Raw genomic sequence first — 11,416 nt, 5'->3', positions numbered from 1 at the left:
TTCAGTCATCCATCAATGTCAAAGAGCGTGAAGACAAAATCAAACCGGACCGCCAATCCCTTGGCGCCACCCGCTCCAACCGTCTTCGAATTTCGTCTCCGTCGCGTCCGTGGCGCTGCCGTCGTTTCCGTCGTTGGCGTCACCGTCGCTTCGGTAGAGGGGTTTCTAGGGATCTCGGCCGGGGTCCGCAAGCACTTTTTTCGTGGACCGTCACAGAAACTTCGCGAACCCCTGTTTTTCTGGGCGATGCGCCTGTTCCTTGTGCGGTTATCCACAGGGTGAACCTGCCGCATCGGCGCCGCGCGGCGGCGTCAGCGGGCGGAATCACAACGACTCTCCCCTCCCCTGCCGTCGATCACGGGGACTCGCAGGCGATTTTCCGGCCGAGTCCCGGCATTTGCGGCCCGCGAGTCGGGGCTCCGGGTGCGGCCGCCCGCTCTGCACCGGCGCTCCACAGGGCCGCCACCGGGCGTGCACCCCCTGTGCACCCCCTGTGCACCCCCAACGCGCGGCGCGTTCGGCGCCCGTTTACCCCCCCTGCCCCGCCTCCCCTCGGTGAAGCCCCCGCGATGAGGCCCTGGGCGAGAGGTCAGGACCAGTCCCAGGGCTGGGCAAAGGCATCGAGCCGGGCCCGGATCGCCGCGCGATCCGCCCCCGCTCCGGCCGCGATCCGGGCGACGAGACCGCGGCGCGGGTCCTCGGTCACCTCGGCCACGCGGGCGCCGGTCCCCTCGAGGCAGCCGTCGAAGACCCGGGCGATCGCCCGCCGCCGCAGTGCCGGCTTGAAGATCTTGCCGACGGCGGTCTTCGGCAGCTCGGGCAGGATCTCGAGGTGCTTGGGGATCATCGCGCGTTCGGGCAGAAGCCCGGCGGCATGGGCGATCAGCGCCTCGGGCGTGGCCTCGGCCCCCGCGACCAGCTCGACATAGGCGCAGGGCAGCTCGCCCGCGAAATCGCAGGGCTGGCCGATCGCGCCGGCGAAGGCCACCGCCGGATGCGACAGCAGCGCCGCCTCGATCGCGCCGGGGTCGATGTTGTGACCGCCACGGATGATCAGGTCCTTCGAGCGGCCGGTGATCCAGAGATAGCCATCCGCGTCGATCCGGCCGAGATCGCCGGTGCGCAGATAGGTCCCCTCGGCGAACAGGTCGTGGTTGCGGTCGGCCTGCAGATAGGTCGAGCCGGGGAAGACCCCGGGGCTGGCCACGCAGATCTCGCCGATCTCGTCGACGGCGCAGTCGACCGGGGCGTCGGGCGGCCCCTTGAGGATGCGCACATGGGTGTAGGGCATCGGGATGCCGACCGAGCCCACCTTCTTCAGCCCGTCGGGCGGGTTGCAGGACACGAGGCAGGTGACCTCGGTCAGGCCGTAGCCCTCGGCGATCTCGACGCCGGTGGCGGCCTTGAAGCGCTGGTACAGCTCGACCGGCAGCGGCGCCGAGCCGGAGATCGCCATCCTGAGGCTGGAGACATCGGCATCGACCGGGCGCTGCATCAGCGCGGCGATGGCGGTGGGCACGGTGATCAGGAAGGTCACGCCCCAGCGGTCGATCAGCTTCCAGAAATTGTCGAACACGCCCTCGCCGCGATAGCCCGCCGGGGTCGGCAGCACCATGTGCGCGCCCGAGGCGATGCAGGACATCAGGATCGGATAGGCGGCGAAGACGTGGAACAGCGGCAGCGGGCAGATCAGCACGTCGCGCTCGTCAAACAGCAGGGTGCCGCCCAGCCAGCCGTTGTAGACCATGCCCGAGACGAGGTGGCGGGCCAGCTTCGGCGCGCCGGTGGTGCCGCCGGTGTGGAACATCGCGCCGATGCGGTCGTCTTCGGGATCGTCGAAGGCGAGCGTCGCGGGCTCGGCCGCGCAGGCGCGCGCGAAGTCGACCCGCGTCACCGGGCGCGGATCGGCGGCGCGCTTGGGGCGCACCAGCGGCACGATCCAGCGTTTGGGCGCGCCAAGGTGATGGGCAAGGTCGATCTCGGCCACCCATGCCACCGCCGGCGCCCCGTCGAGCGCCTGCGCGACCTTCTGGCTGAGGTCGGATTTCGGGAACGGCGCGAGGGTGACGACGCCCTTCGCCCCGGTCTCGGCCAGGATCGCGGCGATCTGGCGCGGCTCGAGCAGGGCGTTGATCGGCACGACGACGCCCGCGATCATCGCGCCAAGCAGCGCCGCGGCGGTCTCGGTGCAGTTCGGCAGCACCAGCGCCACGGTGTCCGACGGGCCGATGCCGAGGCGGCGGAAGAGGTTTGCGGCCCGGGTCGCCGCGGCGAGAAGCGCGGTCCAGTCGAGCGTCGTCGCCCGGTCGCGCGGGCCCGAGGTGATCTGGAAGCTGAGCGCCGGGCGCCGCGGGTGGCGCGCGGCGGCGGCGCTAAGGAAGCGGTGGATCGTGCGCGGGGCGCCCCGCTCCTCCCAGGTCGCCTCGGCTTCGATCCGGGCGCGGTCTTCGAGACCGAGGACGGTCATGGCGCGGGCCTCCCTGCCCGTTGCGGTGGTGGCGGGGACAGTGGCGGCGCGCGCCCGCGAAGGCAAGCGCGCCGTGGCCGCCGCCCCGCGCTCAGGCCTCGGCGGGCTCGAGCCCCTCGGTGAACTGCAGCCGGGCGAGGCGCGCGTAGAGGCCCCCCTCGGCCACCAGCGCGTCATGGGTGCCCTGCGCGACGATGCGGCCCTGATCGAAGACCACGATCCGGTCGGCCTTCTTCACCGTGGCCAGCCGGTGGGCGATGATGATCGTGGTGCGGTTCTCGGCCAGCCGGTCCACCGCGCCCTGCACCAGCCGTTCGGATTCGGCGTCGAGCGCCGAGGTCGCCTCGTCCAGAAGCAGCACCGGCGCGTCGCGCAGGATCGCGCGGGCGATGGCGATGCGCTGCTTCTGCCCGCCCGACAGCATCACGCCGCGCTCGCCGACATAGCTGTCGTAGCCTTCGGGCAGCGCCTCGATGAAGTCATGCGCGGCGGCGGCGCGGGCGGCGGCGTCGACCTCGGCGTCGCTGGCGCCGGGGCGGCCGAAGCGGATGTTGTCGCGCGCGGTCGCGGCGAAGATCACCGGATCCTGCGGCACCAGCGCCACGTGTTCGCGGAAGGCGGGGCGCGCCATGTCCTTCAGGTCGATCCCGTCCAGCGTCACCCGGCCGATCTGCGGATCGTAGAAGCGCAGGATCAGCTGGATGATCGTGGTCTTGCCCGCGCCCGAGGGCCCGACGAGCGCGACCGTCTCGCCCGGGTTCACGGTCAGGTCGATGCCTTCGAGCGCCGAGACCCCGGGGCGCGAGGGATAGTGGAAGCGCACGCCCTCGAAGGCGAGCGCGCCGCGCACCGGGGCGGGCAGCGCCCGCGGCCGGGCGGGATCGGTCACGCTGTCCTCGGCGGCCAGCAGTTCCGACAGGCGTTCGGTCGCGCCGGCGGCGCGCTGCAGCTCGCCCCAGATCTCGCTGAGCGCGCCGGTCGAGCCCGCGGCCATCACCGCGTAGATCACGAACTGGACCAGCTGGCCCACCGACATGCCGCCCGCGCGCACGTCGCGCGCGCCGATCCACAGCACGCCGACGACGCCCGAGAACACCAGCAGGATCACGATCACCGTCATCGCCGTGCGCACCCGGATCCGGGCCGCGGCCGAGGCGAAGCTGGCCTCGGTCACGCGGGCGAACTCGGCGCGGGCCTGCGGCTCGTGGGTGAAGGCCTGCACGGTCTGGGCCGAGGCCAGCACCTCGGCGGCCGAGCCCGAGGAGGCGGCGATCCAGTCCTGGTTCTCGCGGCTGAGCCTGCGCAGGCGCCGGCCCAGCACCACGATCGGCACGATGACGGCGGGCACGATCAGAAGGACGAGCAGCGTGAGCTTGAACGAGGTCAGCATCAGCAGCGCCAGCGAGCCGATCAGGATCAGGAAATTCCTGAGCGCGATCGAGACCGACGAGCCGATCACCGACAGGATCAGCGTGGTGTCGGTGGTGATGCGGCTGATGATCTCGCCCGTCAGGATGCGTTCGTAGAACGCGGGGCTCATGGCGATGACGCGGTCGAAGACGGCGCGGCGGATGTCGGCCACCACCCGCTCGCCCAGCCGCGTCACCAGCATGTAGCGCAGGCCGGTGCCGACGGCGAGCAGCGCCGCGATGCCGAGGGCGGCGAGGAAGTACTGGTCGAGCAGCGCCGCGCCCTGATTGAAGCCGTCGACGACCCGGCGCACCGCGACCGGCAGCACCAGGCTGACCCCGGCGGTGGCGGTCAGCGCCAGCGCCGCGCCAAGCGCGAGCAGCCGGTAGGGGCGGAAGAACGGCATCAGCGCGCGCAGCGATCCGATACGTTTCGAGCCCTCGCGGTCGGGACCCACAGGTTGCGGACGTCTGGCCATCGCTTGCCTCTCCTGTTGCGGGGCGGGTCTTAGGGGCCTTGGGGCGCAAGGGCAAGCGATGCGAGGTCGCGGGGGGGTGATACCTTTCGGCGAGGGCCGGGGGCGCTGCCCCCGGACCCCCGGGATATTTCGGCCAAGGCGAAACGGGGCGGTGGGTGCGGNGGTCGCGGGGGGGTGATACCTTTCGGCGAGGGCCGGGGGCGCTGCCCCCGGACCCCCGGGATATTTCGGCCAAGGCGAAACGGGGCGGTGGGTGCGGACGGATGGCGGGGCGGCGGGCGCCCCGGGGCGCGCACGGGGGCGGGCACATGGGCGGGCACGGGGGCGGGCATCGTGGCGCGCAAGCGCACGACCGGCCCGGGCCGGCGGCGGCTCTGGCGGTCAAGGACCTGGAATGTCGTGAATTCCTGGAGCGGGTAGCGGGAATCGAACCCGCCCCATTAGCTTGGAAGGCTAAGGCGCTACCACTACACCATACCCGCGCTCGCGCCCCGTATAGCGGGGGCTGGGGGCGCTTCGCAAGAGGGAGACGTGCGGATCGCGCGGGGGCCTGCCCGGCGCCGCCCGCCGGGCCGCCTGCGCCTTGCCCGGGCGGGCGGGCGCACGGATCAGGACAGCTCGTCGAGCAGGATCGCGCGGAAGTGTTCGAGCCGCGCCGCGCGTTCGGCCGCCATCGCCCGCCCCGTCGCGGTGAGCATGCCCCCGGCGAGACCCATCAGCTTGGTCGCGAAATGGTCGAGCGCGAAGGCGGTGTCGTCGAGCGGGCGGCGGGTGGCGGCCGGGTCGTCGGGGTGGGCGATGGCGCGCCCGCCCTGCCCCGCGACGTGAAAGCAGCGCGCGACGCCGATGAAGCCCAGCGCGTCGAGCCGGTCGGCATCGCGCAGGATCGCGGCCTCGAGCGTCCCGGGCGGGATCCCGGCCGAGAAGCTGTGCGCCTCGATCGCGTGGGCGACGGCGTCGATGGCGGGCGCGTCCCAGCCGATCGCGGCCAGCAGCCCGCGCGCCCGCGCCGCCGCCTGCCGCGAGGCGAGGTGCCGCCCGGGCGCGGTCTTGGGCAGGTTGACGCAGTCGTGCAGCAGCGCCGCCGCCTGCAGGATCCGCAGATCGCCGCCCTCGGCCGCGGCGATGCGCGCTGCGCTGCGCCAGACGCGCCAGAGGTGCCCCTCGTCATGGGCGCCGTCGCGCCGGTCGAAGGCATGGGGCAGCAGCGCCGCCGCGAGGCCGGGGTCGGGGAAGCGCGCGGGGTCGAGGGCGGTGACGGGCGCCGCCATCACCCCTCGATCAGGGCGCGGGCGGCGGCGCGGGCGGCCTCGGTCACGCTCTCGCCCGAGAGCATCCGCGCCAGTTCGTCGACGCGCTCGCCGGCGTCCAGCGGCTCGACCCGCGAGGTGGTGATCTCGGCCCCGGCGGCGCCCGAGACCGCCTTGGACACCCGCCAGTGCCGGGCGCCGCGCGCCGCCACCTGCGGCGAATGGGTCACCACCAGCACCTGCGCGGTGACGGCCAGCCGTTCCAGCCGGCGCCCGACCGCGTCCGCGGTGGCGCCGCCGACGCCGCGGTCGATCTCGTCGAAGATCATCACCTGCGCCTCGCCGTCGCGCGCGAGGCAGACCTTGAGCGCGAGCAGGAAGCGCGACAGCTCGCCCCCCGAGGCGATGCGGTTGAGCGGCCCCGGCGGCGCGCCGGGGTTGGTCGCGACGGTGAAGCTGACAAGGTCGCTGCCGTCGGGCCCCGGCTCGGCCGGTTCGATCACGGTGCGGAACTGCGCGCGCTCCATCTTCAGCGGCGCAAGCTCGGCCGCCATCGCGGCATCGAGCCGCCCGGCCGCCGCGGTGCGCTGCCGCGTCAGGTCCGCCGCCGCCCGGTCGTAGTCGGCGCGCGCGGCGGTGACGGCGGCGGCCAGCGCCGCGAGGTCGGCCTCGCCGCCGTCGAGCCCGGCGAGGCGCGTGCGCAGGCCCTCGGCGAAGCCGCCGAGATCGTCGGGCGCGACACCGTGCTTGCGCGCGAGCGCCCGGATCGCGAACAGCCGCTCTTCGGTGGTTTCCAGCTCGGACGGGTCGAAGCGCAGCGCCTCGAGCGCGGCCTCGACCCCGGCCTGGGCCTCGGCCAGTTCGATCATCGCGCGGTCGAGCGCGGCGAGCGGCGCGTCGAGCCGCCCCCCTGCCCGGTCCGAGGCGCCTTCCAGCCAGCGGATCGCGTCGCCCATCGCGCCCTCGGCCCCGTCGGGCGAGATCGCCTGATAGGCGCGGGCGACATCGTCGCGGATGCGCTGGGCGCCCTGCATCTCGCGCCGGCGGGCGTCGAGCGCGGCCTCTTCCCCCGGCCGGGGATCGAGCTTGTCGAACTCGGCCACGGCGTGGCGCAGGAAATCCTCCTCGGCGCGCAGGGCGGCGATGCGGGTCTCGGCCTCGGCCGCGGCGCGGCGGGCGGCGGCGAGCCGGGTCCAGGCCGCGCGGGCCGCCAGCCGCCAGGCCGGCGCGCCGAGGAAGGCGTCAAGCAGCGCGCGGTGGCCGCGGGGGTCCAGCAGGCCGCGGTCGTCGTGCTGGCCATGCAGTTCCACCAGCCGCTCGGACAGCTGGCGCATCACCTCGCCCGAGACGCGGCGGTCGTTGATCCAGCCGGTCTTGCGGCCCTCGGGCGTGGTGACGCGGCGCAGGATCAGCTCGTCCTCGAGCGCGATGCCGGCCTCGGTCAGCACTTCGGCCGCCGGGTGGCCCTGCGGCAGCGCGAAGACCGCCGTCACCTCGCCCTGCGCGGCGCCCGCGCGCACGAGGTCGGCGCGGCCGCGCCAGCCCAGCACGAAGCCCAGCGCGTCGAGAAGGATGGACTTGCCGGCCCCGGTCTCGCCGGTCAGCACGTTGAGACCGGCGTCGAATTCAAGCGACAGCCGGTCGATCAGCAGAAGATCGCGGACTTCCAGCGAGACAAGCATCACCGCCCCCGAAGCGGCCGGCCCCGCCGGGGGCCAGTCGCGGACATGGTCACATCCACTCGCCGCGGATCGTCTGGCGATAGATCGACGACAGCCAGCCGTCGCCACTCGCCTCGGGCTTGAGCCCCTTCGAGGTCAGCAGGCGGTAGCTGTCCTGGTACCACTCGGTCGAGCGGAAGTTGTGGCCCAGGATCGCGCCCGCGGTCTTGGCCTCGTTCACCAGGCCCAGCGACAGGTAGGCCTCGACCAGCCGGTGCAGCGCCTCGGGGGTCTGGGTGGTGGTCTGGAACTGCTCGACCACGACGCGGAAGCGGTTGATCGCGGCCGTGTAGTTGCCCCGGCGCAGGTAGTAGCGCCCGATCTCCATCTCCTTCGCCGCGAGGTGGTCGAAGGCGAGGTCGAACTTCAGCATCGCGGTCGAGGCGTATTCGCTGTCGGGGTAGTCCTCGATCACCTTGCGCAGCGCCTGCAGCGCCTGGAAGGTCAGGCCTTGGTCGCGGCCGACATCGTCGATCTGGTCGTAGTAGGACAGCGCGAGCAGGTACTGCGCATAGGCCGCGTCCTCCTCGCCCGGGTAGAAGTCGACATAGCGCTGGGCGGCGCCGCGGCTCTGTTCGTAGTCGCCGGCCTGGTGATAGGCGAAGGCCTGCATGATCAGCGCGCGCTTGGCCCAGTCGGAATAGGGATAGAGACGCTCGACCTCGGAGAACAGCTGGGCGGCGTCGCCCGCGCTCTTCTCGGTCTCGAGCGAGCGCTCGGCCTTTTCGTAGATCTGTTCGGCGGTCAGCGACTCGATCGGCGGCTCTTTCGGCTGCCGTGCGCCGCATCCGGCCAGAAGCGCCGTCAGGGCCAGCCCGGCAACCACCGTCCGCCCCGTCCGCATCCTGCCCCGCCCCATTCGTTCCTGCGTCACCTGGTCTTGCCTTTGCGGCCGTTTCTCGACCGTCGCGACCGGGGCGTTCCCCCCTGCCGCAACGGCGGTTCGCATCCTCGTAGCACAGAAAAATCCGGTGCGCAAAACGCCTTTCGTCCCGGCGGGGCTGGCTTCGGCGGGGCCATGCCGGCCCCGGCGCCCCCGGCGGTCAGGCGTAGGCCGGCAGGTCGTCGACCGACAGATTCGCGCCCGGCAGGAACGCCTCGGCATCGGCGGCAAGCGTCACGATGCGGTAGGATTCGGGCTTGGCGAACAGCGCGCGCAGCAGCTTGTTGGTCATCGCGTGGCCGGCGCGGTTGCCGACGTAGCGGCCCAGGATCGGCATGCCCGCCAGCGCGAGGTCGCCCATCGCGTCCAGCATCTTGTGGCGCACCGGCTCATCGCTGTGGCGCAGCCCGCCCGGCGACAGCACCCGGTCGCCGTCGAAGACGACCGCGTTCATGTAGGTGCCGCCCAGCGCGAGGCCGTTCTTCTGCATCACTTCCACGTCGGACTGGCGGCAGAAGGTGCGGCTGTCGGACAGCTCGCGCACGAAGGCGCCGTTCGCGAGGATCAGCTCGCGGCTCTGGTGGCCGATGGCGGCGTCGACGAAGTCGATGTCGAAGCGCATCTCCAGCGCCTCGGCGCCGGGCTCGAGCCGGGCCGAGGCCTCGCCCTCGGTGAACTCAACCGGGTCGAGGATGCGGATCGCGCGGACCGGGGCGGCAAGCTGGCGCAGGCCGCGGGCCATGATCGCGGCGACGAAGGGCGCCGACGAGCCGTCGAGGATCGGGACCTCGGGGCCGTCGATCTCGATCAGGGCATTGTGGACACCGGTGCCGGCCAGCGCGGCCATCACGTGCTCGATCGTCGAGACCGAGACGCCGGCGCGGTTCTCGACCAGCGTGCACAGCTTCGACGGCACGACCGCGTCCCAGCGCGCGGGGATCAGCGCATCGGTGCCGTCGGCCAGGTCGGTGCGGCGGAACCAGATGCCGTAATTCGCCGAGGCCGGGTGCAGCGTCATGCGAACCGGGGCCCCGGAATGGAGGCCGACACCCTTGAAGGTGATCGCGGAGCGGAGAGTCGTCTGCATGGTCTTACCTGCCTCGTTTTGTCGTGGCCCAGCCGTCCTGGCCTTGTCCGCCTGCCCCGTCGGGGGTCGGTGGCGGCGGATGCCGGGATCTTCTCCGGCGGTCGGGTCGGGTCCGGGCCCTGCCGATGATCGCGTCCCTTGATGGGGGCGCCCCGGCAAGTCTGGAGGTAAGACGTTGGCCCGACAGGCACAATTCACACATTGCAACGCGGTGAAACAAATCCGACGCAAATGCGCGCAACCCCGCCTGAACGAAAAAGTTCACCGCGCAAGCGATTGATCACAAAGGAAAAGGGCCGGGATTGCCCCGGCCCTTTTCCCTGTGAACTGTTACCGAAATCAGTTGGCCTGGCGGCGCAGGAACGCCGGGATCTCGGTCCGGTCCTGTTCCTGGTCCTGCTCGTCGTCATAGGCCGAAACCGGCGGCTGGTGACGCGGGGCGGGCTGCGGCGCGCGCGCCGGCTCGGGGGCGTGATGCTCGCCGTGGCCGCCGGTCATGCGGTTGATCAGCGAGTTGATGCCGAAGCGGGGGCGCTCGGCGGCCGGTGCCGGGGCGGGCTGCGGCGCGCGCGGCTGCGGTGCCGGAGCACGCTCGGCGGCCGGGCGCTGTGCCGGGGCCTTGGCGGCGGCGGCCTGCAGCCGGGCCAGCGCCTCGGGCGAGGGCGTGCCGGGCTGGCGCGGACGCGGGGCGACGAAGGCCGAGGCATCGTCTTCGACATGGACGTCGCGCATCGTGGTGCGGCCCTGCGCGGCGGTCGGGCGGTAGGCCGGCGGCGGCACGTCGTCGACGGCCTGCTGCGGCTCGGGCTCGGGCTCGTAGGACTGGGCGATGCCCGGGAAGCTGTCCTGCACCGGCTCGTCATATTGCGGCGGCTGCGGCGCGGCGGCCTGCACCGGGGCGCGGGCGGGCTCGGGGGCGCGCGGCGCGGGCGCCGGGGCGGCCGGGGCCGGACGGGCCGCGGCGGCGGGCGCCGCCGGGGCGGCATTGGCGCGGCGCGGTCCGGGAACCTCGGCCGAGATCGTCGCGTCGATGCCGGTCGCCACGACCGAGACGCGCATCGTGCCGTCCATGTCCGGGTCCAGCGTCGAGCCGACGATGATGTTGGCTTCCGGATCCACCTTCTCGCGGATCACGTTCGCGGCCTCGTCCAGCTCGAACAGGGTCAGGTCGTAGCCGCCGGTGATGTTGATCAGCACGCCCTTGGCGCCGTTGAGGCTGATCTCGTCCAGAAGCGGGTTCGCGATCGCCTTCTCGGCGGCGTGGCGGGCGCGGTCCTCGCCATCGGCTTCGCCGGTGCCCATCATCGCCTTGCCCATCTCGTCCATCACCGAGCGGACGTCGGCGAAGTCGAGGTTGATCAGGCCCGGGCGCACCATCAGGTCCGAGATGCCCTTGACGCCCTGATAGAGCACGTCGTCGGCCATCGCGAAGGCTTCGGTGAATGTCGTGCGCTCGTTCGCCAGCCGGAACAGGTTCTGGTTGGGGATGATGATGAGGGTGTCGACGACCTTCTGCAGCGCCTCGACGCCGGCCTCGGCCTGACGCATGCGCTTGGTGCCTTCGAACTGGAAGGGCTTGGTGACCACGCCGACGGTCAGCACGCCAAGCTCACGCGCGGCCTGGGCGATGATCGGGGCGGCGCCGGTGCCGGTGCCGCCGCCCATGCCGGCAGTGATGAAGCACATGTGCGCGCCGGCAAGGTGGTCGACGATCTGCTCGATCGACTCTTCGGCGGCCGCGGCGCCGACGGTGGGGCGGGCGCCCGCGCCGAGACCCTCGGTCACCTTGCCGCCGATCTGGATCCGGGCCTGCGACTTCGACTGCGCCAGCGCCTGGGCGTCGGTGTTCGCGACGACGAACTCGACCCCCTCAAGCTGCTTGTCGATCATGTTGTTGACCGCGTTGCCGCCAGCCCCGCCGACACCGAACACGGTGATCCGCGGCTTCAGCTCTTCGTGATCGCTCATCGTCAGGTTCAGGGTCATCGCATGTCCGCCCGTTATGTCCGCCGGCCATGACTGATTTGGGGGGCCCGGCCGTTATCCCGCACTTTCAGCAAAGATTAGCGATGCTTTGCCGGGAGGTCACGAGGAAAACACGTTTTGGCCGCAAAATATGG

Annotated in this window: 7 protein-coding genes and 1 tRNA gene; all 8 read right to left on the bottom strand. The window is 72.2% G+C overall.

The genetic code is table 11. From position 1 onward, the window contains the following. Positions 1-589: 589 nt before the first annotated feature. The 8 genes from V8J39_RS19030 to ftsZ all read right to left on the bottom strand — a co-directional run bounded on the left by V8J39_RS19030 (position 590) and on the right by ftsZ (position 11,282). Entirely contained in the window at positions 590-2,467 is a 1,878-nt protein-coding gene (locus V8J39_RS19030; RefSeq protein ID WP_336462542.1) for an acyl-CoA synthetase, read from the bottom strand. Positions 2,468-2,558: 91 nt separating this feature from the next. Continuing rightward, complete coding sequence (locus V8J39_RS19025; RefSeq protein WP_336462541.1) at positions 2,559-4,355, bottom strand: ABC transporter transmembrane domain-containing protein; 1,797 nt, start codon at positions 4,353-4,355, stop codon at positions 2,559-2,561. A 408-nt stretch (positions 4,356-4,763) separates the two neighbouring features. Then, positions 4,764-4,837 (bottom strand) — tRNA-Gly (locus V8J39_RS19020). 126 nt (positions 4,838-4,963) lie between these two features. Then, positions 4,964-5,626 carry an HD domain-containing protein gene (locus V8J39_RS19015; RefSeq protein WP_336462540.1) on the bottom strand — a complete coding sequence of 221 codons (663 nt, stop codon included), beginning with the start codon at positions 5,624-5,626 and terminating at the stop codon, positions 4,964-4,966. Further along, on the bottom strand, positions 5,626-7,287 hold the full coding sequence (recN, locus tag V8J39_RS19010) for a DNA repair protein RecN (RefSeq protein WP_336462539.1): 1,662 nt from the start codon (positions 7,285-7,287) through the stop codon (positions 5,626-5,628). Before recN ends, V8J39_RS19015 begins: the two co-directional genes overlap by 1 nt. 49 nt (positions 7,288-7,336) lie before the next feature. Continuing rightward, positions 7,337-8,170: an outer membrane protein assembly factor BamD gene (locus V8J39_RS19005; RefSeq protein ID WP_336462538.1), complete on the bottom strand. Its 834-nt coding sequence runs from the start codon at positions 8,168-8,170 to the stop codon at positions 7,337-7,339. A gap of 199 nt (positions 8,171-8,369) precedes the next feature. Further along, the gene (gene lpxC, locus V8J39_RS19000) at positions 8,370-9,296 is read right to left on the bottom strand and encodes a UDP-3-O-acyl-N-acetylglucosamine deacetylase (RefSeq protein WP_336462537.1); all 927 of its coding nucleotides are present in this window, start codon (positions 9,294-9,296) and stop codon (positions 8,370-8,372) included. Positions 9,297-9,635: 339 nt separating this feature from the next. Beyond that, complete coding sequence (gene ftsZ / locus V8J39_RS18995) at positions 9,636-11,282, bottom strand: cell division protein FtsZ (protein WP_336462536.1); 1,647 nt, start codon at positions 11,280-11,282, stop codon at positions 9,636-9,638. Positions 11,283-11,416 lie beyond the last annotated feature (134 nt).

Source organism: Frigidibacter sp. MR17.24 (assembly GCF_037095655.1).
In the GTDB taxonomy this organism is placed as follows: Bacteria; Pseudomonadota; Alphaproteobacteria; order Rhodobacterales; family Rhodobacteraceae; genus Frigidibacter.
This window is presented reverse-complemented; position numbering and strand designations above follow the sequence as displayed.

What these genes read in the sequence shown, in the direction of transcription:
- V8J39_RS19005 (WP_336462538.1), bottom strand. Translation starts at nt 8,170, where the DNA reads ATGCGGACGGGGCGGACGGTGGTTGCCGGGCTGGCCCTGACGGCGCTT.
- V8J39_RS19030 (WP_336462542.1), bottom strand. Translation starts at nt 2,467, where the DNA reads ATGACCGTCCTCGGTCTCGAAGACCGCGCCCGGATCGAAGCCGAGGCG.
- V8J39_RS19015 (WP_336462540.1), bottom strand. Translation starts at nt 5,626, where the DNA reads ATGGCGGCGCCCGTCACCGCCCTCGACCCCGCGCGCTTCCCCGACCCC.
- V8J39_RS19025 (WP_336462541.1), bottom strand. Translation starts at nt 4,355, where the DNA reads ATGGCCAGACGTCCGCAACCTGTGGGTCCCGACCGCGAGGGCTCGAAA.
- ftsZ (WP_336462536.1), bottom strand. Translation starts at nt 11,282, where the DNA reads ATGACCCTGAACCTGACGATGAGCGATCACGAAGAGCTGAAGCCGCGG.
- lpxC (WP_336462537.1), bottom strand. Translation starts at nt 9,296, where the DNA reads ATGCAGACGACTCTCCGCTCCGCGATCACCTTCAAGGGTGTCGGCCTC.
- recN (WP_336462539.1), bottom strand. Translation starts at nt 7,287, where the DNA reads ATGCTTGTCTCGCTGGAAGTCCGCGATCTTCTGCTGATCGACCGGCTG.